This window comes from Billgrantia sp. NRB1, from assembly GCF_056921725.1.
Window position 1 is genome coordinate 3,426,102 of sequence record NZ_CM167783.1, and the last position, 23,910, is coordinate 3,450,011.

General features: G+C 64.5%; 21 protein-coding genes. 9 read left to right on the top strand and 12 right to left on the bottom strand.

The features are described 5' to 3' along the window. Positions 1–60 precede the first annotated feature (60 nt). From ACZIYR_RS15515 to ACZIYR_RS15530, 4 genes are all read right to left on the bottom strand, one after another. Positions 61–549 (bottom strand): tripartite tricarboxylate transporter TctB family protein, encoded by a 489-nt coding sequence (locus tag ACZIYR_RS15515; RefSeq protein WP_483527324.1) that lies wholly within the window; start codon positions 547–549, stop codon positions 61–63. Next, a complete protein-coding gene (locus ACZIYR_RS15520) occupies positions 546–2,060 on the bottom strand; it encodes a tripartite tricarboxylate transporter permease (protein ID WP_483527325.1) in 1,515 nt (504 codons plus the stop codon). The genes ACZIYR_RS15515 and ACZIYR_RS15520 overlap by 4 nt, the downstream gene beginning before the upstream one ends. An 81-nt stretch (positions 2,061–2,141) precedes the next feature. Continuing rightward, positions 2,142–3,119, bottom strand: coding sequence for a Bug family tripartite tricarboxylate transporter substrate binding protein (locus ACZIYR_RS15525; RefSeq protein ID WP_483527326.1), 978 nt, complete (start codon positions 3,117–3,119; stop codon positions 2,142–2,144). Between the two features lie 250 nt (positions 3,120–3,369). Next, positions 3,370–3,627, bottom strand: coding sequence for a 5'-nucleotidase (locus ACZIYR_RS15530; protein WP_483527327.1), 258 nt, complete (start codon positions 3,625–3,627; stop codon positions 3,370–3,372). A gap of 142 nt (positions 3,628–3,769) precedes the next feature. On the opposite strand from ACZIYR_RS15530, the gene ACZIYR_RS15535 reads away from it, so the two are divergent. Further along, positions 3,770–4,438, top strand: coding sequence for a siderophore-interacting protein (locus tag ACZIYR_RS15535; protein ID WP_483527328.1), 669 nt, complete (start codon positions 3,770–3,772; stop codon positions 4,436–4,438). 22 nt (positions 4,439–4,460) lie between these two features. Beyond that, positions 4,461–5,042, top strand: a complete 582-nt coding sequence (locus tag ACZIYR_RS15540; RefSeq protein WP_483527329.1) for a cytochrome b — start codon at positions 4,461–4,463, stop codon at positions 5,040–5,042. On the opposite strand, the gene ACZIYR_RS15545 is transcribed toward ACZIYR_RS15540, so the two are convergent. Continuing rightward, the gene (locus tag ACZIYR_RS15545) at positions 5,039–5,176 is read right to left on the bottom strand and encodes a hypothetical protein (protein WP_483527330.1); all 138 of its coding nucleotides are present in this window, start codon (positions 5,174–5,176) and stop codon (positions 5,039–5,041) included. The genes ACZIYR_RS15540 and ACZIYR_RS15545 overlap by 4 nt on opposite strands. A gap of 184 nt (positions 5,177–5,360) precedes the next feature. On the opposite strand from ACZIYR_RS15545, the gene ACZIYR_RS15550 reads away from it, so the two are divergent. Continuing rightward, positions 5,361–5,777, top strand: a complete 417-nt coding sequence (locus ACZIYR_RS15550; protein ID WP_473034684.1) for an NUDIX hydrolase — start codon at positions 5,361–5,363, stop codon at positions 5,775–5,777. A gap of 26 nt (positions 5,778–5,803) precedes the next feature. Here ACZIYR_RS15550 and ACZIYR_RS15555 read toward each other — a convergent pair whose 3' ends face one another. Beyond that, a complete protein-coding gene (locus ACZIYR_RS15555) occupies positions 5,804–6,412 on the bottom strand; it encodes a biliverdin-producing heme oxygenase (RefSeq protein ID WP_483527331.1) in 609 nt (202 codons plus the stop codon). A gap of 235 nt (positions 6,413–6,647) precedes the next feature. Here ACZIYR_RS15555 and recC point away from each other — a divergent pair, with 235 nt between their 5' ends. The 3 genes from recC (at position 6,648) to recD (ending at position 16,992) form a co-directional block, all read left to right on the top strand. Continuing rightward, positions 6,648–10,310, top strand: a complete 3,663-nt coding sequence (recC, locus tag ACZIYR_RS15560; RefSeq protein ID WP_483527332.1) for an exodeoxyribonuclease V subunit gamma — start codon at positions 6,648–6,650, stop codon at positions 10,308–10,310. 89 nt (positions 10,311–10,399) lie between these two features. Continuing rightward, the gene (locus ACZIYR_RS15565) at positions 10,400–14,578 is read left to right on the top strand and encodes a UvrD-helicase domain-containing protein (protein ID WP_483527333.1); all 4,179 of its coding nucleotides are present in this window, start codon (positions 10,400–10,402) and stop codon (positions 14,576–14,578) included. Continuing rightward, positions 14,575–16,992, top strand: a complete 2,418-nt coding sequence (recD, locus tag ACZIYR_RS15570) for an exodeoxyribonuclease V subunit alpha (RefSeq protein ID WP_483527334.1) — start codon at positions 14,575–14,577, stop codon at positions 16,990–16,992. Before ACZIYR_RS15565 ends, recD begins: the two co-directional genes overlap by 4 nt. Positions 16,993–17,233: 241 nt before the next feature. Here the strand turns inward: recD and ACZIYR_RS15575 are convergent, their stop codons facing one another. The 5 genes from ACZIYR_RS15575 to ACZIYR_RS15595 form a co-directional block, all read right to left on the bottom strand. Then, the gene (locus ACZIYR_RS15575) at positions 17,234–17,752 is read right to left on the bottom strand and encodes a hypothetical protein (protein WP_483527335.1); all 519 of its coding nucleotides are present in this window, start codon (positions 17,750–17,752) and stop codon (positions 17,234–17,236) included. Between the two features lie 98 nt (positions 17,753–17,850). After that, entirely contained in the window at positions 17,851–18,477 is a 627-nt protein-coding gene (locus tag ACZIYR_RS15580) for a hypothetical protein (RefSeq protein ID WP_483527336.1), read from the bottom strand. 243 nt (positions 18,478–18,720) lie between these two features. After that, positions 18,721–18,834, bottom strand: a complete 114-nt coding sequence (locus tag ACZIYR_RS15585) for a DUF427 domain-containing protein (RefSeq protein ID WP_483529093.1) — start codon at positions 18,832–18,834, stop codon at positions 18,721–18,723. A gap of 222 nt (positions 18,835–19,056) precedes the next feature. After that, positions 19,057–20,415, bottom strand: a complete 1,359-nt coding sequence (locus ACZIYR_RS15590; protein WP_473034048.1) for an IS1380 family transposase — start codon at positions 20,413–20,415, stop codon at positions 19,057–19,059. Between the two features lie 83 nt (positions 20,416–20,498). Then, positions 20,499–20,741, bottom strand: coding sequence for a DUF427 domain-containing protein (locus ACZIYR_RS15595; protein WP_483527337.1), 243 nt, complete (start codon positions 20,739–20,741; stop codon positions 20,499–20,501). A gap of 484 nt (positions 20,742–21,225) precedes the next feature. Here ACZIYR_RS15595 and ACZIYR_RS15600 point away from each other — a divergent pair, with 484 nt between their 5' ends. Continuing rightward, a complete protein-coding gene (locus tag ACZIYR_RS15600; protein WP_473034691.1) occupies positions 21,226–21,438 on the top strand; it encodes a hypothetical protein in 213 nt (70 codons plus the stop codon). Positions 21,439–21,507: 69 nt separating this feature from the next. On the opposite strand, the gene ACZIYR_RS15605 is transcribed toward ACZIYR_RS15600, so the two are convergent. Next, positions 21,508–22,794: an MFS transporter gene (locus tag ACZIYR_RS15605; RefSeq protein ID WP_483527338.1), complete on the bottom strand. Its 1,287-nt coding sequence runs from the start codon at positions 22,792–22,794 to the stop codon at positions 21,508–21,510. A 399-nt stretch (positions 22,795–23,193) separates the two neighbouring features. Here ACZIYR_RS15605 and ACZIYR_RS15610 point away from each other — a divergent pair, with 399 nt between their 5' ends. Continuing rightward, complete coding sequence (locus ACZIYR_RS15610) at positions 23,194–23,637, top strand: antitoxin Xre-like helix-turn-helix domain-containing protein (protein ID WP_473034692.1); 444 nt, start codon at positions 23,194–23,196, stop codon at positions 23,635–23,637. After that, positions 23,576–23,884, top strand: coding sequence for an RES family NAD+ phosphorylase (locus tag ACZIYR_RS15615; protein WP_473034693.1), 309 nt, complete (start codon positions 23,576–23,578; stop codon positions 23,882–23,884). The genes ACZIYR_RS15610 and ACZIYR_RS15615 overlap by 62 nt, the downstream gene beginning before the upstream one ends. The last annotated feature ends 26 nt before the right edge of the window (positions 23,885–23,910 follow it).

A 23,910-nucleotide genomic window follows, 5' to 3' on the forward strand; every position in this document is an offset into this window, starting at 1 on the left:
GTTATCGGCTGAAAAGAGTACCGCAGACAGGGCGTTGATGGCAGCCGACACGATGCAACACTAGAACAGTAACGCCGGCGGCAGGGTGACGCTGATCATCTGCACGAACAGCACCCACACTGCCAGGCCCACCAGCGGCGGCACGATCAACAGCCCCTTGAGGCCGACGTTGGGCGCTAGCGTTGCGATCAGCACCGCATTGAAAGCCACGGTGGATACTACCAGCCCCACGTTGAGCACCATCAGGAAGTAGAGCACCGCGCCCCCGAGCATCAACGCCACGGATACGGCAATGGCTACGAGGTCCTGATCCTGGGCACCGCGGGGCTCCAGGGCCTTCAGCCGCTGACGCAGCGTGAACAACCCGAGGGTAGCCAGGACCCATAGCCCCCCGGCAACCAGGAAGTAGTAGGCCGTCTGGGGCATGATATAGGAGGGCACCAGCGGCGCGGGCCGCCAGGCCCCATGCTCGATATGCAGCAGTCCGGCAAAGCCCAGCCCCAGCATCAGGGCGGCGGAGAGCAGTTCTTTGGTGATCGTGCGATTCATGACTTGGCCCTCAAGGCAAAGGTGAAGAGCAGGATCAGCGCGAAGGCCGCCACGTAGAAGCCGATCGCAATGGGACTGGTGATCAGCACCGTCCAGTCACCGCCCCCCATGATCATCGATTGGCGCAGGGCCCTCTCGGCGCCGGGACCAATGATGAAGCCCAACACCAGCGGTGCCAGAGGGAAACTCATCAGCCGCAGCGTCACACCCAGCGCCCCGGCGAACAGTAGCACCCACACATCCACCACCGAATTGTTGGCCGCATAGGTGCCGACGATGGCCAGGATGAACACCGCGGGAATCATGAAGCCCGGCTGAATCATGGCGATTCGGGAGTAGTAAGGCAGCAGGATTTTGCCTAGCACCAGATTGACCAGATTGGCGAAGATCAGCGTGAAGAACAGCGCATAGATGATCGCCGTATTGTCGCTGAGAAGGCTGGGTCCAGGGGTCATCCCCATCAGGATGAAGGCCGCACCGAACAGCGCCGCAGTGGCGCTACCGGGGATGCCGAAGGCAAACAGCGGGATGAAGGTCGACCCCGCCGTAGCGCTGTTTCCCGACTCGGCGCTGGCGATGCCCTCCAGGGAGCCCTTGCCGAACTCCTCGGAGCGCCGTGAAAAGCGCTGGGCCAGGCCATAACTCATGAAGGCCGCCAGCGACTGCCCCGCCCCCGGCAGCGCCCCGATGAAGGTGCCCACGGCGGCACCGATATAGGTCGCCTTGAGGGTCGACTTGAACTCGGCCCAGGTCAGCCTGTCCTTGCTGATGTCGTAGCCCTGCAGCAGGCTAGCCTGTTCGGCCACGTCATCCATCAGCTTGTCGACCTTGCGCCGCCACAGTTTGGCCCCCTGAATCACCACCTCGGAGATGGCGAAAATGCCAATCAGCACCGGAATCAGGCTAAGGCCACCGGAAAGCTCGGGCATACCGAAGGTGAGCCGCGAGGCGCCGGTGATAGGGTCGCGGCCGATCATCGCCAGCAGCACACCAATCGCGGCGACTGCCACCCCCTTGGCCACCATGCCCTGGCTGAGCGCGGCAATCAGAATCAATGAGAACGCATAGAGCGCAAAGAACTCGATGGGCCCGAAGGTCAGCGCCACCGCCGCCAGTGGCACGGCAATAAATATCAGCACGAGATCGCTGGTGGTATCGCCGATCACCGACGAATACAGTGCCGTGTGCAGCGCCTTGCTGGGCCTACCCTTGAGCTTGGCCTGGTAGCCATCGATGCTGGTGGCCGCCGCCCCTGGCGTGCCGGGCACGCCGAAGGAGATCGCGGCAATCGAGCCGCCGAACAGCCCCCCCTTGTAGATCCCCACCAGCAGGCCCATGGCCATCGCCGGCTCCAGGAAGAATACGAAGGGCAGTAGGAGCGCAATGGCCATGTCGCCCGACAAGCCGGGAATGGCGCCCAGCGTGATGCCAAGCAGCACCCCAAGGAACACATACATCAACACATAGGGATGGAAGGCCAGCGCGCTGGCCTCAATGACAAGATCTAACATCAGCGCTCTCCGGCGAGGCTCCAGGAATCACGGCAGACAGGGGCGCCAGCTACGCTGGCGCCCCGGGCAATGGGCCAGGAATCACTCCTCGCCGATTGCGGCCAGCACCTCGCGAACGCGCTCGGTGGTGTCGCGATAGACCGCCTGCGCGCTTTCGAGCCCCTGAACGTTATCCAGGCCGGCGGAGGCCTGATCGCTCATCCTCTGGGCGGTGGCGGTATCCAGCCCGGTCATGATGCACTCGGCAAGCTGCTGCTGGATCTCCTCCGGCACGGAAGAGAATGTGTAGACCAGCAGCGGGGCCTCGAAGGAGACGTCGTAGCCGGCCTCCTGGAAGGTGGGCACGTCGGGAAGCACGTCGGAGCGCTCGTCGGCGAAGACGCCGATCGCGGTCACCTCGCCGTTGTTGACGTTGGAGACGATGGAGGGCGGCAGGGTCATGCCCAGGTCGATGTGGCCGCCGAGGATCATGGTGCGGGTCTCGCCGCCGCCGGTAGTCGGCAGATGAACGTTCTGGATGCCGGTCTCCTGCTCCAGCAACACCAGCGGCAGGTGCACCAGGCTGAGCGGGTCAGCATGGCCGAAGACCAGGGTGTTGGGCTCGGCCTCGGCCAGCTCGACCCAGTCCTCGATGCTCTGGATCGCATGGTCGGCCTTGGCATAGACGGTAGGCTTCCAATCGGTGAGATGAACGATCGGCGCCCAGTCCTCCACCTCCCAGGACGTATCCTCGGTAAGAGTCTGGGTGATGGTGGCGGAGTAGTCCGCCATCAGGATGGTATGGCCGTTGGGCTCAGCGTCGGCCACGAACTGCAGGCCTTCCATGCCCCCTGCGCCCGGCATGCTGACCACATCGATGCGAGTGCCGCAGTGCTCGGCAGCGTTGGCGGCGATGATCCGCGCGGTGATGTCGGTGCTGCCGCCGGCACCATAGGGCATCACGATGCGAATCGGATCACTCCCCAGGCTGGGCGCATCGGAAGCCAGTGCCGCGCCAGCCGTCAGGGTCAGCATGGCGCTCCCCACGGCAATGGCAGTCTTCGAGAAAGGAAACTTCATAAGAAACTCCTGGGTTGTTGTTTCTGTTGTGTCATGGGAGGGAGCGCCTTCATACCGCAACGGATCGCTCCTTTCTCAACCTTATGCGCTGAATCAACGGGTCTCTTGCGAATTTCGAGGATTGTCTTGTCGATTCCGCGCCAATCTAAATTAGGGCCATGACACGCCCGAGCCCACTCGGCGGCAGGCGTGGAGCTCAGGCGCTGGAGGCGCCTGCTCGGGGTGCCGCGGTACGACGTCGATGTGACGCTTATGAATGATCCTCTTCCAGCGATGAATGGCCAGGCCGAATGGTGTTCTCCTGAATAGCGCCTAGCCCCTGGTTGAGCTGCCCGAACGGTACATGCACCGATGGCAAAAGATCGCTGGTGGCTGAGAGATGAGACGCCTGGTCGTCGAAGAAGATATGCGGCTTGATGATGCCGAGAACGTGCTCCTTGGCGATACCGCCGAGAAAACCCACAGCAAAGCTCAATGCCGCCAATGCCACCCATAACAATCGCACCATTACCATCGCCTCGTTAACCTACGGTTCATCCAATACCCATGAGAGTTAACGTTTCAGGCGGGGTTATTCATCATACTCAATATAATTGAGAATCATTACTACCAGTGATAGTATTCCCACCTCACCATGGGAGTCATCCACTATGGCTGGACGCACGAGCTATCGCCTTTTCGATATCACCCTGGCACGCCGTACCCAGGTCAGCCCATCGCTGGTCAGGTTCACCTTCACCGGGCCCCAGGTTGGCCAGATGGCCACTCACGCGCCGGACCAACGCATCAAACTGTTCTTTCCCAAGGATGCCAACGGCCTAGACGCGCTGTTCGAGATTGCCAAGCTGGAAGAGCACGACTGGTTCGGCGCCTATCGTGCCCTGCCCGACACCCAGCGCCCCCCTATGCGCACCTACACCATTCGCGCACTGCGCCCGGCACGCGGCGAAGTCGATGTCGAGTTCGTGCTGCATGGCGACAACGGCCCCGCCTCACGCTGGGCGATGCGCGCCCGCCCCGGCGACCGCCTGGCGATGACCGCCCCGCTGGCCAATGCCGGGGGCGAAAAGCTCGGCTATGAGTGGAAGCCACCGCGGGGTGTACGGCGCATCCTAATTATCGCCGACGAGACCGCCCTGCCGGCGGCCGCCGGCATCTTCGAAACACTCGACGACCTGCCCCTCGCCCCACGGGTAGAGGCCTTGATCGAAGTGCCGCGTAGCGATGATATCCAGCCCCTCTCTCCCCCCGCCAAGCTGCGCTGGTTGAAGTGCGTCACCAGCATGGGCTATTGGCGCCTGGGCAAGGCGGACAGCTGAACATCGCGTGGACCCCTGAGTCATGACAACACCGGCCAATCGCTGGCGAGACACTCCTGATCGCTATGGTCTCATCAGCCGTCTCCTTCACTGGCTGACGGCGGCGCAAGTGATACTGCTATTCGGCGTACTGCTGGCCTGGAAGGGATTCGGTGAGCACCCCGTCACCCTGCTGTTGGCAAGGATCGGCCCTCATGGCTCACTGGGCGCCATGCTGCTGGTGACGACGCTGCTGCGCGCCATCTGGGCCTACCGCCAGCGCCATCACCGACCGCCCCGCCCACCAGGCTTGGGGGGATTGCTGGCTCGGAGCGTGCACCTGGCCTTCTATGTGCTGTTGATCCTGATACCGACGCTGGCCATCCTGCGCCAGTATGGCCGGGGCGGCCACCTGTTCTTCTATGGCATGGAACTGCTGCCGGAAGCGGAGCGCGAGATTGCCTGGATGATGGCACCTGCCGATCTGCTGCACAGCACCCTGGCCTGGCTGCTGCTGGCACTGATCGCTGGCCATGTGGCGATGGCACTGGCCCATCGCCTGTGGCTCAAGGATGGCATCCTGGCGCGCATGCTGGGCTCACCCCGGGCCACGCGCGACGCTTAACCAAGCCGCGCGCTAACCTGCACCGAAAGCCCCGCCACCCGTTCGATATCGCCCTTATCGAGTACTCCCGCCTGCCAGCGCAGCGAGAGCCAGGCGAGCAGGTAGTCGCGCTGGGTAGCCACCGCGCTATTCATACTGCAAGTAGGGTCCCTCTCCGCACACAATTTATCGAGTGATTATACTTCTCATTTATAATGAGATCTGAGGCAAAGATATTCCTCAACGACTTGTGCAACATGAGCTGAAAAGTGGCGCAGCAGATTGCATGCAAGCGTTACGCTAAGGGGCAGGCTTTGGCTCGGGGTGGTTCGAGCATCGATGGAGGACAGTGTGCCAAGAACGATACAAGCGGCTTGCGCGGTCATTCAGCGCGAGGATGGCGCCATCCTGATGGTGAAACGTCTTAACCCGCCCGAAGCGGGCTTATGGTCGGTGCCCGGTGGCAAGGTCGATCCAGGAGAGAGTTTGCGTGACGCCGCCGCCCGCGAGGCGTTCGAGGAGACGGGCTTGCGCGTCGAGGTTGGTCAGCGGCTGTGGACGGCACAGCTAGCCTGGGATGACGGCATCGTTTACGAACTGCATGACTTCGCCGCTAGCCCCATCGGCGGTGTGCTGCAAGCCGGCGATGACGCCGCCGAGGTGCACTGGGTGCCTGCCGATCAGATAAGCAGCATGCCGCTGGTCGCAGAACTGCTCGATCACCTACGCGCTGCGGGGTTGGCTCCCCGACTGTAGCGATCTCGCCCGAGCGGGTTGAACATTCAGCGCGCCAGCGAACGTGCTTGCGTTTCGACATAGGCGAAAGCCTCCTTGGCCCCAGCGACCGCCTGGGCGATGTCTGCCTCGCTTAGCGCTATCGCATCCAGCTGCTGGGTGAAGTGTCGCCAGTGCAGGCCGCGGCCATCGTCGCTGTGCGCCAGGTGGCGCGCCCCGTAGCGGGCAGATAGCCCTAGCTCGGCGGCACGCTTGAACAGAAAGGCCGCCCCCAGATTGGAGCCCTCGTTCACGTACAGCCAGCCCAACAGATTGGACGCCGTCTCACTTGTCGGCGCTGCCAACGGCTTCGCCTTTGCCTGCCGTTCGACGTCGACGTTCAAATCCTGGCAGTCGCGTATTACGGCGGCGTATCGGCAGCGCGGGCCCAGGTCGGTGATCCAGTCGGCCAGCTGCGGATGGCGATAGCAGGGCAGGCAGCGCTGTTGAAAGCCGTATTGCACCCGCAAGAAGCGCGCATAGCCTTCCAGGTCGTCAAAAGGGCGCAGCGTCATGATCGCGTGATCGACCCGCTCATGCTGCTCTCGGGTGGCATGCTTTAGGCGCTTGCTGAGTGGCTGAACGGTGGTCTGCTCTGGCGGGGTTACGGTTTCCATGAGGGCCTCGTTATAGGGAAGGGACAGAAGGAGCGCGTCGGCTCATGGGTCACATCCACCCACAGGAGGCCGCTGCGTTCGACCGGGAGGCGCATGGCAACGCCCACCGCTGACGCCCTGGCGATGCCATTCCGCACCCGGCTGGCACTGTATAACTACAACACTGCAAAACTGCAAAACTGCAAAAGCGCATTTATGGCACCATGACCCTTCGCCATCGCGAAGGAACCGCATCATGCCCCCGGCCACCCACGACGCTGTCCTCACCCCCGGCTTCATGGTCGTTCACGGCAACCGCCTGGAGGACCTGCGCGGCGTGGCGGTAGAGTGGATGAAGCGTCACCCGCTGGCGCCGCTGGAGAACGAGACGATCCTGGTGCAGAGCAACGGCATCGGCCAGTGGATGAAGCTGGCGCTGGCCGCCGACGAGGTCGACGGCGGCAGCGGTATCGCCGCCGCGCTGGACGTCACCCTGCCGGCGCGCTTCCTGTGGCAGGCCTACCGTGCGGTGCTCAACCATGTGGAGGGCGACCCCAACGCAGTGCCGGCCACCTCGCCCTTCGACAAGTCGCGCCTGCTGTGGCGGCTACTGCGCCTGCTGCCGGAACTGATGCCGCGCGACGAGTTCGCCCCGCTGCGCCGCTTCCTCGAAGGCGACGGCGACCTGCGCAAGCACCACCAGCTCGCCGAGCGCCTGGCCGACCTGTTCGACCAGTACCAGGTATACCGCGCCGACTGGCTCGAGGCCTGGGCCCGGGGCGAGGACGTGCTGATCGACCCCCGCGGCCACGCCCAGACGCTTTCCGACACCCAGCGCTGGCAGCCGGCCCTGTGGCGAGCGCTCATCGCCGACGTGGGCGACGACGGCGTGGCCTCCAGCCGTGCCATGGTGCACCGGCGCTTTCTCGCCGCCGCCCGGGAGCTTCACGGCAGCGACTGCCCCCCCGGCCTGCCGCGCCGGGTGATGGTGTTCGGCATCTCCTCGCTGCCCCAGCAGGCGCTGGAGGCCCTGGCCGCCGTGGCCCGCTGCTGCCAGGTGGTGCTGTGCGTGCACAACCCCTGCCAGCACTACTGGGCCGATATCATCGAACACAAGGACCTGCTTCGTGCCCAGCGCTACCGCCAACACCGCAAGGCCGGCATGCCGGATCGGCTCGACGTACTCGGCGATGGAGATGGCGAAGAGAGCCTGCACCTGCACGCCCAGCCGCTGCTGGCCGCCTGGGGCAAGCAGGGTCGTGACTACCTGCGCCTGCTCGACGAGCACGACGATGCCCAGCAGTACGAGCCACTGTTCCAGGCCGACTCGCTGCGCATCGACCTCTTCGAGCCCTTCGTGCGCGAAGGCAACGGCCGGCTGCTGCAGCAGCTGCAGGACGACATCCGCGAGCTGCGCCCGCTGCACGAGACCCGCGAGACCTGGCCGGCGGTGGACCCAAGCCTCGACGACTCCATCGTCTTCCACGCCGCCCACAGCCCCCAGCGCGAAGTGGAGATCCTCCACGACCAGCTGCTCGCCGCCTTCAGCGCCGACCCGAGCCTCAAGCCCCGCGACGTGATCGTGATGGTGCCGGACATCGACCACTACGCGCCCCACGTGCAGGCCGTCTTTGGTCAATATGCGAGGGGCCAAATCGAACACGACGACCCGCGCTATATCCCCTTCACCCTCTCCGACCAAGGCAGCCGCCACCGCCTGCCGCTGCTGATCGCGCTGGAGAAACTGCTGCGCCTGCCGGAGCTGCGCCTCTCGGTGAGCGACCTGCTCGACCTGCTCGACGTCCCCGCCCTGCGCGCCCGCTTCGGTATTCAGGAGCAGGACGTGCCCACCCTGCGCCGCTGGATCGAGGGCGCCGGCATCCGCTGGGGGCTCGACGCCGGCCAGCGCGGCAGCCTCGACCTGCCCGCCGGCATGGAACAGAACACCTGGGCCTTCGGCCTGCGCCGGCTGCTACTGGGCTACGCCGTGGGCGAGGCCGCCAGCGGCCCCTGGCAGGGCATCGAGCCCTTCGACGACATCGGTGGGCTGGAGGCGGCCCTGGCCGGCCCGCTGGCCGCGCTGCTGGACACCCTGGAGCAGCAGTGGCGCCGCCTGCGCGAACCCACCGACGTGGCCGGCTGGGTAGCGCGCCTGCGCACCCTGCTGGAGGCGAGCTTTCTGGCCGAGGCCCCGGAAGACAGCCTGATACTGGCCCAGCTCGAACAGGCGCTGCAGAGCTGGCAGGAGAGCGCCGAAGAGGCTGGGCTGACCCGGCAGCTGCCGCTCTCGGTGGTGCGTGAACACTGGCTGGCCCAGATCGACGAGCCGAGCCTGTCGCAGCGCTTCCTGGCCGGGGCGGTCAACTTCGCCACCCTGATGCCGATGCGCGCCATCCCCTTCAAACGCGTCTGCCTGCTGGGCATGAACGACGGCGACTACCCCCGCAGCCACCCGCCGCTGGACTTCGACCTGATGAACGGCGACTACCGCCCCGGCGACCGCTCGCGCCGCGAGGACGACCGCTACCTGTTCCTGGAAGCCTTACTCTCCGCCCGGGAGCAGCTCTACGTGAGCTGGGTGGCCAGCAGCATCGTTGACAACAGCGAGAAGCCGCCCTCGGTGCTGGTCGGCCAGCTGCGCGATCATCTTGAAGCGGGATGGCAAACCACCGACGGAAGCGACCTGCTCGCCGCCCTCACCACCGCGCACCCGCTGCAGCCCTTCAGCCGCCGCTACTTCCCCACCGAGGCGCAGCAGGCCGAGCGCAGCGTGTCGGCCCGAAGGCTATTCACCTACGCCCACGAGTGGCGCGAGGTGCACGGCGAGACAGCACCGGAAGCGGCGCCTCTCGAGCTTGAAGCGTTCACGCAAGACACGCCGCTGACCCTGGTCCAACTCGGGAGCTTTTTGAGAGACCCGGCCCGCGCCTTCTTTACCACCCGCCTCAAGGTGTTTCTGGAGCGCGAAGACATCGTCAGCCTCGACCACGAACCCTTCGACCTGGACGGGCTCGCCAACTGGCAGCTGCAGGACCTGCTGATCCGCGAGCAGCGCCGCGCCGTGGACGAAGGCCGCGAGCGCCTGCCCGTCCTGCTCGACACCCTCGACCGCCTTCAGGGCCAAGGGGTGCTGGCCATGGGCGCCTTCGGCGAGCGCATGCGCGAACAGCTCAGCGAACCGATGGACGCGCTGTTCGAAGCCTATGAACAGGCCCTGGACGCCTGGCCCCGCTCACTGGACGACCCCGAGCCGGTGCAGCTCAGCGTGCCCGGTGCCCCGCCTATCGAGGATTGGCTCGACGAGCTACGCGAGAGCGAGTCGGGCGAGCGCTGCCGCCTGGTGCTCGCCAGCAGCAGCCTGGTGAAGAAGGGCAAGTACCGCTGGTCGCAGATCCTGCGCCACTGGGTCGCGCACCTGGCCGGCCACCTGAACGACCGGCCCATGACCACCCTGCTGCTCTCCAAGGCCGGCGAAGTCACCCTGCCGCCCCTCGATCCGGAAGCGGCCCGCCAGCAGCTGCGCGAGATCGTCCGCACCTGGCAGGCCGGCATGCAGACGCCCCTACCGCTGGCCTGCGACACCGCCTTCGTGTGGCTGAGCAAGCTGGGCTCTTCACAACACCCACCGGAGAGCGAGCGAGTCAGCGACGCCTGGCGCGCCGCCGCCAGCGCCTACAACGGCGACGACTTCAACGCTGGCGAGGCGGGCCGCAACCCCTACCTCGCCCACCGCTGGTCCAGCTTCACCGCGCTCTATGAGGCACGCCAGGACCAACTCGGCTTCGCCGAACTCACCGAGCGGCTGCTCGCCCCGGTGCATCTGGCCGTAAAAGGGGATAAGAAAGGGGGCGACAAGAAAGAGAGCGACAAGAAAGAGAGAGGGAAGAAGGCAACGAAGCAAGCGGGGAGCCAGCCATGAGCGACGGAACCCGCAACTCGGCGAGCGACATGAAGCACAAGGCGCACGGAGCGCAGGAGACGAGACATAACTTGGGGTTAGGCGAGTCTATGAGCACCGCGCAACGCAGTGATTCGGTCGCGCAGCCAGTTGCGCTGAATCCGCTTGAGTTTCCGCTTCACGGCAGCCGCCTCATCGAGGCCAGCGCCGGCACGGGCAAGACCTTCACCATCGCCCTGCTCTACGTGCGCCTGGTGCTCGGCGCCCGCTCGGCCGACGACGCTGCCGCCTTCGAATGCCCGCTCACGCCGCCCGAGATTCTCGTCGTCACCTTCACCAACGCCGCCACCCAGGAGCTGCGCGAGCGGATTCGCGCGCGGCTGGTGGAAGCCGCTGGTGTATTTTTGCAAACACCCGAAACTACATCCGACATTGCCGAAGCTTCGGGAGCAGAACGGAGCGGAGGTCCTATGCCAGGGGTGAGGAGCACTGCTCCGAACGGGCTGGCCATGGATGGCCAGCACCGGACCTGCCAGCGAAGCGGGACGCGAGAGCGCAGCAGGGCATCGGTAGCGCCCAGGGACGGGTTCACAGCGCCTCCGCAAAATCCTGCTGACGAATCGGCTGACCAAGGGGCGCCGGGGACAGGACGTAGCGAGGGTCTTGATCCACTTCTCATCTCTCTTCGCAACCAATACGCCCCCGCCACCTGGCCCGCCTGCGCCCGGCGCCTGCAGCTCGCCGCCGAATGGATGGACGAGGCCGCCGTCTCCACCATCCATAGCTGGTGCTACCGCATGCTGCGCGAGCACGCCTTCGACAGCGGCAGCCTGTTCTCGCTCAACCTGGAAAACGACCAGACCGAGCTGGAGCTCGAGGTGGTGCGCGACTACTGGCGAAGCTTCTACTACCCGCTGAGCGTCGACGAGCTGGCCACCGTGGTGCCGCACTGGAAAACACCCGAAGCGCTGCACCAGGCGGTGCGCGACCTGATGCCCCACAGCGAAGCGCTGAGTGAGCCCGAGGCGCTGAACAAGAACGCCCCGCCCCCGGCCGAGACCATCGCCAACGCCAGCCGCGAAACCGCCGAGCGCCTGGCCCGGCTCAAGGCCCCCTGGCCCCAATGGTTGGACGAGTGCGAGGCGCTGTTCGAAGAGGCCGCCCGGCAGAAGGCCTTCAAGGGCCAGAGCTTCAACGCCAGGAGCCGCGCCAACTGGTTCGGCAAGCTGCGTGAATGGTGCCAAGGCGACGCCACCCGGCCCGGCCTGACCGAGGCCGCCTGGAAGCGCCTCACGCCCCAGGGCATGGCCGATATCTGGCTCAAGGGCGAGCCGCCGGATCACCCGGCGCTGGCCGCGCTGGAAGCATTGCAGGACGAGCTCAACGCCCTGCCCGATCCCTACGCCGACCTGCTCACCCACGCCGTGCACTGGTGCCGGGCGCGGCTCGACCGCGAGCAGGAGCGCCGCGCCGAGATGGGTCCCAACGAGCTGCTCACCCATCTCGACCGGGCGCTCACCGGCCCCAACGGCGACGCACTGGGCGCCCAGATCCGCCGTCAGTTCCCGGTCGCCCTGGTGGACGAGTTCCAGGACACCGACCCGGTGCAGTACCGCATCTTCGACTGCGTGTACCGCATCCGCGAGAATGGCCCAGAGTGCGGCGTCTTCCTGATCGGCGACCCCAAGCAGGCGATCTACGCCTTCCGTGGCGCCGATATCTACACCTACCTGCGCGCCCGCCGCGACACCCAAGGCCGCCACGTCACCCTGGGCACCAACTTCCGCTCCAGCCGCGCGATGGTCGAGGCGGTGAACCGCTGCTTCGCCTTCGCCGAGGCACACCCGCCCGGCGCCTTTCTTTTCAATTCCCCCGAGGGGAACCCCGTTCCCTTCTCGCCCGTGGGAGCCAAAGGACGCAAGGACTCACTCACCCGCCAGGGCCAGCCGCTGCCGGCCATGACCCTGTGGCAGCTCGACAGCGACGAGCCGCTCTCCAAGACCGCCTACCAGCAGGAGATGGCCGAACGCTGCGCCTCCACCATGGTGGAGCTGCTTAACGAGGGGCTAATCGGCCACACCGGGTTTGCGGAGGGCGGCAGCGCCGGTTTTCAAGAAACGGCGGCGCTCAAGCCGCTTAAGCCTTCCGATATGGCGGTGCTGGTCAACGGCCTGGGCGAGGCGCGCTCGATCCGCCAGGCGCTGGCCCAGCGCGGAGTGAAGAGCGTCTACCTCTCCGACAAGGACAAGGTGTTCGCCTCGCCGGTTGCCCCCCAGCTCGACGCCTGGCTGCGCGCCTGCGCGGCGCCCGACGATGACAGGCTGCTGCGTACCGCCCTGGCCACCCCGGTGCTGGGGCTCGATATCGCCACGCTGGATCGCCTCAACGAAGACGAACTGGCCTGGGAAGGCCATGTGCTGCAGTTCCGCGACTACCACCGGCTGTGGCAACGCCAGGGCGTGCTGCCGCTGGTGCGCAAGATCATCCACGACTTCGACGTGGCTCAGCGGCTCTTACAAAGCGGGCCTGCTCACGAATCGTCGAACGGGATGAAGCGCAAGGCGCTCGGCGCACAGGAAGCGAGACATAACGTGGGGTTAGGCGAGCTTACGAGCACCGAGCAACACAGCGATTCGCCCGTGCAGACATTCGTGGATGGTGAGCGATTGCTTACGGACCTTCTGCACCTGGGCGAACTGCTGCAGCACGCCAGCCAGGAACTCGACGGCGAACACGCGCTGATCCGCTTTCTCGCCGAGGCCATCGCCAATCCCGAAGGCCATGGCGACACCCACAAGCTGCGCCTGGAGAGCGACGCCGACCTGGTGCAGGTCATCACCATCCACAAGTCCAAGGGCCTGGAGTACCCGCTGGTGTTCCTGCCCTTCATCTGCAACCACCGCGCCACCAAGAAGGACGACTCGCCGCTACGCTGGCACGACGCCGAGGGCCGCCTGCGCATCAGCCTGGAAGCCGACGACGAGACCCTGGCCACCGTCGACCGCGAGCGCCTGGGCGAGGACCTGCGCAAGCTCTACGTAGCGCTGACCCGCGCCCGCCACGCTACCTGGCTCGGCATGGCCCCGCTCAAGGGCGGCGAAGGCAGCGCCATCGGGCAGCTGCTGGCCAATGGCGAACCGCTGAGCCCCGCTGGATTTGCCAGCGCGCTCGAGCGGCTCAAGGGCGACTGCGGCGCCATCGAGATCGCCCCGGCGCCGCCGGCCCACGGCCAGGTCGTCCGCCAGAGCGAGCGCGACGAGGCCCTGGGCGAAGCGCGCACCCCCGCACGCCCCGCCCGGGAGCACTGGTGGATCGCCAGCTACTCGGCGCTGCGCCTCTCCGGCGAGACGGTCAGCGTCGAAGCGGCCAGCGCCCCAGTCAGCACTGACTTACCGGCGCTACCCGATGCCATGGGCGCTTCACAGGGCGACAGCCTGCCGGAGCCGGCCACCGCCATGGAGGCCACCGCGCTGGAGGTGTTGGAGGAGCCCCGTGACAGCGGCCAGGGCGAACCGCTGCCCTCGCTGCATCGATTCCCCCGTGGACCGGGGCCCGGCACCTTCCTCCACGGCATTCTGGAATGGGCCGGCGAACAGGGCTTCGCCCGCGTGGCCCGCGACCCCGCCCTGCGCGAGGATGCCCTCGCCCGGCGCTGCCAGGTGCGCGGCTGGCAGCCGTGGCTGAACGCCCTGAACGCCTGGTTCGGCACCCTGCTCGCCGCCCCGCTGCCGCTGCCCAACGGCGCGGGCAGCCTCAGCCTCGAAGCGCTGACGAGCTATCAGGTGGAGATGGAGTTCTGGTTCTCCTCGCACCGGGTCGACACCCGCGGGCTGGACGCCCTCGTCAGTGCTTACACACTACCGGGCACCCCCCGCCCCGCGCTGGATGTCGACACCCTCAACGGCATGCTCAAGGGCTTCATCGATCTAGTGTTCGAGTTAGATGGGCGCTACTACGTGGCCGACTGGAAATCGAACCACCTGGGGCCGGACGACAGCGCCTACAGCCCTGAGGCCATGCGTCAGGCGGTGGCCGCCAAGCGCTACGACCTGCAGTACGCGCTCTACCTGCTGGCCCTGCATCGACTGCTCAAGGCGCGCCTGCCTGGCTACGATTACGACCGGCATATCGGCGGCTCGCTCACCGTGTTCCTGCGTGGTGCCAATGCGGAGAGCCGCGGCGTGCACGCCGAGCGCCCCCCGCGGGAGCTGATCGAAGCGCTGGACGCGCTGTTCCAGGGCGATGCCCAGGCGGCAGGCACCCCCACCACCACGGAGGCGCCGGCATGAGCAAGCGCAGCAAGCCCCACGACGACGCCACCCCGGACCTGTTCGCCGATCTCGGTGAAGAATCAGCAGGCATCAGTCAGGCAGCCGACAAGGGCTTACCCGCCAAGCCGGAATCGCCCCAAGCCGCACAGGGCAACGTACAAGCCGCCCTCCACGACACCCAGGCGCTGTTCGCCCTGCTCGACCGCTGGGTGACGCGCGGCTGGCTGCGCGCTCTGGACCGGGCGCTGGCGGGTTTCCTGCACCGTGAAGTGAACGACGCCTCGCCCCTGCTGCTGCTCGCCGCGGCGCTGGCCAGTCATCAGCTCGGCCGCGGCCACGTCTGCCTCGACCTTGCCCAGACCCTGGCCGCCCCCGACCTGGCGCTCTCGCTGCCGCCGGAAGGCGACGATCTGAGCGACCCGCCGCCGCTGCCCAGCGAGCTGCTGGCCGAGCTGGAACTCGCCACCTGGCGCGCCGCCCTGGACAACCCGCTGCTGATCGCCGACGACAACGCCCCACCGGGCAACACCCCGCTGGTGCGCAGCGAGCGCGACGGCAACGTGCGGCTCTACCTGCGCCGCTACTGGCAGTACGAGCAGGACATCCGCCAACGTATCTCGGCAAGACTGGGCACAAGCGGCGACGCCTTACTCTCCAGCACAAGCGACGAAACCTGTAGGAGGAAGCTTCAGCTCACGACTGGCGCCGACAGGCGCCCGGATAGCGCCACTGACACTAACCGTTTCGCCACCGCTCTTGATTCCCTCTTCCCCACCACCGAACTGGACTGGCAAAAAATCGCCTGTGCCCTCGCCGCCCAGGCTCACTTCGCGGTGATCACCGGCGGCCCCGGCACCGGCAAGACCACCACCGTGGTCAAGCTGCTCGCCCTGCTGCAGGCGCTGGCCCTTGGCGAAACTGCACAACCCGGCGCCAGTGCCCCGCGGCCGCTGCATATTCGCCTGGCCGCCCCCACCGGCAAGGCCGCCGCACGGCTCAACGAATCCATCGCCAAGCAGGTGCAGAACCTCTCGCTGGTGGAACTGGCCGCCGCCGTGGGCCAACAGGGTGTGGATATCTCAACCCTGCGCGACAGTATCCCCACCGAGGTGACCACCCTGCACCGCCTGCTGGGCTCGCGGCCGGATACTCGCCACTTCCGCCACCACGCCGGCAACCCGCTGGCGCTGGACGCCCTGGTGATCGACGAAGCCTCGATGGTGGATATCGAGATGATGGCCGCCGTGCTTACCGCCCTGCCGCCCAAGGCGCGGCTGATCCTGCTCGGCGACAAGGACCAGCTCGCCTCGGTGGAAGCCGGCGCCGTGCTCGGCGACCTGTGCCAGCGCGCCGAAGGCGGCCACTACACCCCGGCCACCTGTGACTGGCTGCAACGGGTGACCGGCACGCCGATTCCCGCGCAGTACCAGGATGCAGAAGGCCAGCCGCTGGACCAGGCCATCGCCATGCTGCGGGTGAGCCACCGCTTCGATGCCAAGAGCGGCATCGGGCAGCTCGCCGAGGCGGTCAACCGCCCGCACGGCCCCTGCCAGAATGAGAAAGCGGAGCAGAAAGAGAAGAAACGCGCGGTACGCGAGATCTTCCAGCATGGCTACGCCGATATCGCCCGCCTCGCCCTGGCGGACGCCGACGACCCGGCGCTGGAGCGGCTGGTGGTCAACGGTAACCCGACCGGATTCATCAATAGCGGCGAAGGTCGCCACGACCGCCGCGGCGAGCCCATCGCCCCGCCTCGGGGCTACGCCCACTACCTGGAGGTGATGCAGGCAACGCGCCCCGCTCAGCCCTACTTCGGCGAAGGCGAAGCGCGTCAGCCCTACGACGCCTGGGCCCGCCAGGTGCTCGCCGCCCACGGCCACTTCCAGCTGCTGTGCGCGCTGCGGAAAGGCCCCTGGGGGATAGAGGGGCTGAACCCGCGCATCGGCCGGGCGCTGCGCCGCGCCGGCTGGCTCAAGGCCAGCGACCTGGAGCTGGAACAGGGCTGGTTCGAGGGCCGTTCGGTGCTCGTCACCCGCAACGACTACGGCCTGGGGCTGATGAACGGCGATATCGGCATCACCCTCGCCGTACCCGAGGCCCGAAGCGCCACCGAATCACCCGGCCGCACCCTGCTGCGCGTCGCCTTCCCGGCAAGCGACGGCAGCGGCGACATCAAGTGGGTGCTACCCAGCCGCCTGCAGGCGGTGGAAACCGTCTTCGCCATGACGGTGCACAAATCCCAGGGCTCGGAATTCACCCACACCGCCCTGCTGCTCCCCGACGCCCCCAACCCCATCCTCACCCGGGAGCTGGTCTACACCGGCATCACCCGAGCGAGGGACTGGCTGACGCTGGTGGAGACGGGCCGTGGGATGCTGGACGAGGCGGTGACGAGGGAAGTGGTGAGGGTGAGTGGGTTGGGGCGGATGTAGGAAAGCCGATATCACCCTTGCAGGTGAGGTCGGCTTTCGGCCAGAAGCGGCCATTGAGATTTTATTGATATACAACAACGACAAAGCCGCATAGCAGGCTTGTCGTACGACTGGAGCGACCTGTTAGGCACCTCGTCACTTGGTGCTCATGCCCAGCTCCATCAGAAAGCTTCTATGAGTGCGCTATATATTTCCTCCGGCAGGCTTAACGCAAGCCTGTTAATACAGCCAGAGGCTTAAATCACTCATAAGGAAATCTAAACGAAAACATAATGGCTATCATCACCAAGGCTATCTCTTCTAATTTTTCATATCTATTCTCATGTATGGCTTTTCTAACTTCAGGCAACACCATCTCTAAATCAGCAACATGAAAGTAGTGAACATCGCCGCCAACCTCCAAGACTGCCAACCTCGTTTCTATTGGCCATTTTTCAATTTCCTTTTCTTTAAACACACTACAAACTACATCGTCGTCAAATGAGTAAACAGCCCCTGCCGGAATATGAAATCTAGTTCGACGCTTAAGTTCCTGAGGCGGAATTTCTCTTTTATCAGATTTTAGTGAAGCAGACTCAAAAATTTCACGAAAAATCTTAGCGGCCTTAATTTCCTTTCTATTCGCATGTTCTTTAAATCTGTGGAATGAAGAAAACCTAGTGCTCACTGATGCAGGGTGAGAAACCAACGAGGGAATATGAATTTGAAACCAATAATTAAAAATTCTCCTCTTTATTCCGAGGTCTGAATTAGACTCCAAGTGGCTAACCACCTTTTTTAAATCTTTTTGAATCGTATCTTTAGCATGATCACCAGTAACGGCAAACGTTAAACCATTATGCTTATATGCAACTTTAGTTACATCAGCAGCAACGCAGCCAAAGACGTTCCTCCCATCACGTTTTTTGGCATTCGTTTTAGCAGCTGAGCTTCAGCATCTCTTATTCTTTTTCTCAATTGCTTACTGCTGGCAACTCTCTTGCATTCAATATAAAAGGCTGCTTTTTTTGAAAAAGCAATAACATCAGTTTCGGTAGTAAGATCTACATGGCAGCCATATTGCAAAAAATAACTAGCGATTCTAAGCTCAAACTGAGCATTCCTAGAGCCAGAGTCTTTATCTAGTGCAGCAAAGTCACTTCCTCCTATCATGAGCTCCAACTTCTCATCACCACCTAAAGGCTCTTTGCATTTCAACCCCCTCAATATCCACATAAGCTCGTGAACTTCCCGCAACACATAAAGCTCCCAATCCAACGGGCTTTCAAACGGCCCTGCCAATGAATTTTTAAACACTCTCCAAGGATCTGCATCTTCCTCCAAAACCAAAGAAAAATAGTCCAAATATCTCTCGATTCTTGTATTTTTTAATTTTATCCCTTTTAAAGAGAGGTGTTCATTAAGTTCGACTAGGTCCTGATAGTGATGGGAGTACTCTAGTGAAGGAAGCGTTTGCAATGGCAAGTTGTATTTTTTTTCTTCCATGCTTATCAAGCTCTCAAACTTTGCACAACAATTAATGAAAAATTTCAGAAAACCATACAGCGGATTTTAGAAGTTTTTTAGTGTCCGCTTTGGGTCGTTTTCTGCCCTTCTCTTCCCTCACGCCGACAGTTTCCGATAGCCAGTGCCTCCATCTGGCCAGATCAGCCGCCGCTGGTCGCGCGCTAGAGCGACCTCCTACAGGACGAGGTGGTGATCGAAGGAGCTGTTCGGCATCGATTCCCGTCATTCCGTCACCCCCTCGTAAAACGCCAGCCATCCGGCAAGTGCTTCCACTCCCTCCACCGGCCGCTCATAGCTCCACGCCACATCCTGGTGTTCGCCAAACGAAAACCTGATTCCGTGAAGCCAGCGCCGACACTTCCCCTATCACCGCCAGTGCGCATTTTTTGACCTCCGATTCCGTCTCAACTGCCCAATGCATGCCGGTGATGGCCGACCAGGGCGGCGTTGACCGGCGACGGCAGCCCGTTTTGACATGCATAGCTACCCGCCGGGCACGGTGATGCTGGCTGCCGGTGACCGTCAGCCCTCTACGTGATGTCGTTGTCCGACAGACGATCAGCATGGTGTGCCTCGGGGATAGCGAAGGCGGCATCGCAGGGTGTTCAACACCGTCATGCGCCCGATGTCCTGCCCGAAGTCGAGGATGACCTGCCGTGCCTTGTGGATCACGAGAGCCGCGCGATGTACCAACTCTTGGAGCACGGTGCGGATCCGGCGCCGCTTGGCGGGATGGCGCACCGGGCTCAGCTCGCCGGTCATGCCCATCTGGCCCATCAGCCGCAGGATGTTGTAGGCCAGCTGGGCGAGGTGCAGAATCAGATCATTGGTGGCGAACTTTCCCGACGGCAGCCGCTCCAGGTCGAGATCGGTCTTGATCTCGCTGTGAAACTGCTCATGAGTGGCATGCGCCTGGTAGCGTTTGATCACCGCCTCCGGCGCCTCGTCCAGGCTGGTCCACCAGCCTTCCAGCTCATACTCCGGTTCGAGCAGTAACTGGCCATCGTGATCGGCGGTGCGCTCCACCAGGCGCATCACGCGCTTGAGCTCGTACTCAGACCGACCATCGCGGATCGAGACGGTCTGCGTCCATAGTGCCTGGCGCTTTCCGGGGCGCAATTCTTCCCAATAGTCCGCCGCCACGGCCAGCCAGGTGTCCTGATCGGCCGTGGCCGAGTCCCGCGGGTTCCATTTGACGAGGTAGTCCAGCCGGCGGCCCTCCTCGGCAAAGGCCAGCCGCTGCCGTTCGAGAAGGGCCAGGTGCGCTTGGCTGTCGAAGCCGCTGTCCTCGCGCAGCAAGATAGGTCGCTCGGTCAGGCCTTGGGCGCGGGGCAGCACCCGCTCCAGGAAGGCGTTGCTCTCCTTCATGGTGTGCTGCTTGCCGGGACGCAGTTCCAGGCCCAGACACCAGCCTTCGTTGCCCAGGTAGGCGGCGATTGGGGTGTAGCCGTCGACCTTCTTGTAGGTCCGCGAGACGCCTTCCTTCTTCGAGTTGCTGTTGTCCATGACGAAGGTGTCGATGTCGAGGCAGACATGTGTCGTCTCGGCGGTGATCGGTGCCTCCACCAGCGACAGCAGGATGGTGGACCAGGTGGCGGTGCGTGCCTGCAGGTCGTTGGCGGCAAGCTTCTCCAGCCGCTGTCGCAGCGTCGCCGTGCTGGGCACCTTCTGCAGGGTCAGCAGTTGCTGGAAGGGCTTGTCGCGGCGGAAGTTTTCGATGGCATCATAGTCGCTCATGCCCAGGCACAGCAGGCCCAGGTAGCTCTTGACCACGTCGCTGGTGCGCATGCCCAGCGTGGTGGGGAAACGGCCGTCGATGCTGTCGACGCCGGCGATCTCGAAGCACTGCCCGATGATGGATAGCCCGGCGTGGCTGGTAAGGGTGCGGCGACTGGCGCGGAATTTGACGTTGGGCATGGATGGAACTGTCTGGGTGAACGGAGATATCCGCTATATTGCCATTCAGGTCAGTGAGTTAGAAGCATTTCGGGTGGCTGACCTCACGGATTCAGGGAAAAGTATGCGGCATCGCCCTTGAAGGGGCAGTGGGTCACGCTGTCGGAGGGGGTCAACAGGTCCATGCGCACGTCGTCGCGGGGAAGGTACTGCCGGGGCGGGTAGCCGCGTTCGCGGAGTTCGATGGCGCGGGTGGTGTCGGCCAGCACGGTGCCGTCGATGACGACCCGCACCCGGCGGGAGTGCGGGTGCAGGGTGATACGGGGCTCGGGGCGGTCCGTTGCCATGATGCTGTCCCTTGCGTTCTGGCGGTGTCGTTATCGGTATCTGTCCAAGACTAGCACCGAAGGATGCTGTGTCCCAGGCATGGGAACGACGGGATGTCGGCGCTACCTGCCCTGGAAGATGTCGGTATTCCCCGCTGCGTCCCGAAAGCCCGCCTTGCACTCCTGGCCGACGAAAGGATCGCAGAACGGAGCCGACGAGGGACTTCCCACCCCAATCCTGGGAAACATGCAGAAATGTAATTAAATGTGACTGAATGTCTCCACCCTGTTCTACACTGGAGGAACCTGGTAGCTCAACCGGGGGTGGGGGCGATACGAGGCATCACGGCTCCCTTGGCGGCGGCATGGGCACTTCCTCCCTTGGCCCTACCCCTGCCCAGGAAAGCACTGAAAGGATCGCCGCCCTGACTGTGACAAAGTAATAGGCAACCAAAAGCGCCCTGAGCCCACGCCAGACTCGAGCGACTTGAGGAGGGAAGCCATCATGAACATCGCCATGTTCACCTCGCTCGCCCCCAACTGGCAGCATGTCCATGCCGACTGCTGGCAGGACGATCAAGGCAACCGCATCCATCGTGTCGAGATCGACGACGAGGCGCTCTACTACTGCCACTTCGCCGGGTCGCCGCTGCCGTGGAACGCCGAGGCCACCAGCCTGGACGAGGCCATCGCCGTCTTTAACGGGCAGCGCGAGTGACCACCGGGCAAGGCGTCGGCAGGGACGCGAGGAAAGCCTGGCCCTGGGTGGCCGGCTGCCCGCCCCCCCTCAGGACGTGGCGGTAGGCGTCTCGTCTTCCTCCTCGAGGGGGTCCTCCAGTGGCTCGCCCTCCTCGTCCAGGAGCTGGTGATCGTAGGCCGCCTGGAGGCCGCTCTCCTCCTCGGTGACCTCTTCCTCCTCCTCCTGGGCGATGGCGCCCGGGTAGAAGGGCGAGAGGACGGCCACCAGGATGCCCAGCGCCGCGAACATGGCGAAGGCGTCGGCATAGCCGAAGCCTTCCACCAGGCTACCGACCACGGGCGAACCTGCCGCCTGCCCCAGGGAGACCGCCATGAAGGGCAGCACTGGCCCCACGGAGAGGCGGCCGGGCAGCAGGCGAATGCCGGTCATCAGATAGAGCCCCGTCAGGCTCATATAGGCCAGGCCGAAGACTAGCGCGGAGAAGGCCGTCAGCAGCGGCTGGTCGGGACTGGCCGCGAGCAGGGCGAGGCTCGCCGAGAGCATCATCAGCATCAGGGCCTGGGTGATGGGCGGGTTGTTGCGATCGGCCAGGTCGGCCACCACCGCGCCGCCGAGCCCGGCCACCCCCACCGCGAGCCACAGCCAGGCGGTGGCGCTGGGGGGCAGGCCGCCCAGGGTCACCACCAGGTCAGGGGCGAAGATCCAGTAGGCGGCGGAGACGAAGCCCATCAGGAAGGCGAACAGCGAAAGCCGAATCAGCCGCGACCAGGGGAGCTCGCTGAGCGGCGGCGGTTCCGCCGCGTTCGACGGCACGATCCGCGAGACCGAGGGCAGGAAGAGCCAGGCGGCGATCACGCCGAGGCCGGCCAGCAAGGCGAAGGAGAGATAGGCGAGGCGCCAGGCGCCGACCATGAAGAGCACCGTGGGCACCGCCACGATCACGCCGATGCTAGTGCCGGCGTTCATCACCGAGCTGACCCGCCCGTGCAGCGAGCGCTTCACGATCGCCTGCATGGCCGCCGTCAGCGCCGGCATCATCAGGCCGGTGCAGATCCCGCAGGCGAAGACCCCGGCGCCCAGCATCATCGGTCCGGTGGCCTGGCTGATCAGCGAAAGCCCACCGGCGCCGAAGGCCCCGGAGAGCACCGCCGCGTAGCGGGCGCCGAGGAGGTCGGTGACGAGCGGCGCGACCGCCGTGGCCAGCAGGAAGCTGATCAGCGGCAGCGAGCCGATGATGCCGATCACATAGGAGCTGAGCCCCAGCTCCTCGCGAATGGGTGGCACGAAGAGCCCGAAGGCGAAGCGGGCGAGGCCGAAGCTGATCGCGATCAGTGCGGCCCCGAGTAGCGCGAATCCCGTGCTGGAAAGCCTCATCCTGCGTCCTCCGCCAGACTGCCATGAAGTGGTAGATAGTCACCGGCGCCCGGTCGCCGCCCCTGGGCGCATGATGGCGTGTCGGCCCTCTCCCTACGGCCGCTGCTGGCCTACCCCAGCATAGTATGGGGAGGCCTGGTCGCCCGATGTTTTACAGGCCCTGCACCCCATCAGCGTCGCTCAGTGGACACGACTCATCACCACGGCGACCGATGCCACCAGGTCGCGGCAGCCATCCAAGCATTGACCATCGGATGGTGATGCGACACCGAACCCCAGGCGCGCATAGAGCCTGGCAGCTGGGGTGTGGGGAGGGCATCTTCGAAGAAGACGACATTGATGCCTTCCACCATTTGGTCGAGAGTGACATATATCCGCCATTTGGCGAAGGAGGTCAGAATGGCCCTACCCCAGCTACCCACCGAAAAGCGCCAGCAGATGAGCGCCGCGGCGATGCGTACCTACCCCAGCATTGCCAACGACTGGGGGTTGAAGGAGCAGGAAGCCGCCTTGCTGCTTGGCGTGCCTGAGTCCACCTATCGGCGCTGGCGCAAGCAGCCCACGGCGGCCCGTCTCGACGTCAATCAGCTCGAGCGCATGTCGCTGATCCTGGGGATCTACAAGGCCCTGCAGATCCTGCTGCCGCGGGCCGACGCCGCGGATGCCTGGTTGCGCCGGCCCAATCACAATCCCCTGTTTGCTGGCCAGTCACCGCTCGATCGGCTGCGCAGCGGCCTGGTGCAGGATCTCTATGTGGTCCGCCAGCACCTCAATGCGGCCCATGCAGCTCCAGCAGCGGGTCTACCTGGCCGACCTTCAGGGCGAACTCTTCGACTTGCGTGACAACCCGCCTGGGGCCACCCCTCTGCTGGCCCCGGCTGACTGGAGCGCGGGCCAGGCGTTTGGCCGCAAGGCCTGGGAGTCCCATGCCGATGGGATTGTCTACCCAAGCGTGCGTGATCCGAGCGGTGAGTGTGCCGCGGTGTTGCGCCCGCCGGTATTGTCGGCCACCTGGCAGGGCCGGCACCTCGGCTATGAGTGGGACGGCGAGCGAATTCGCCATGTCCTCGAGCTGCGATTGGTGGAGTGAGGGTTGATTCAGATAGCCCTGCGCGG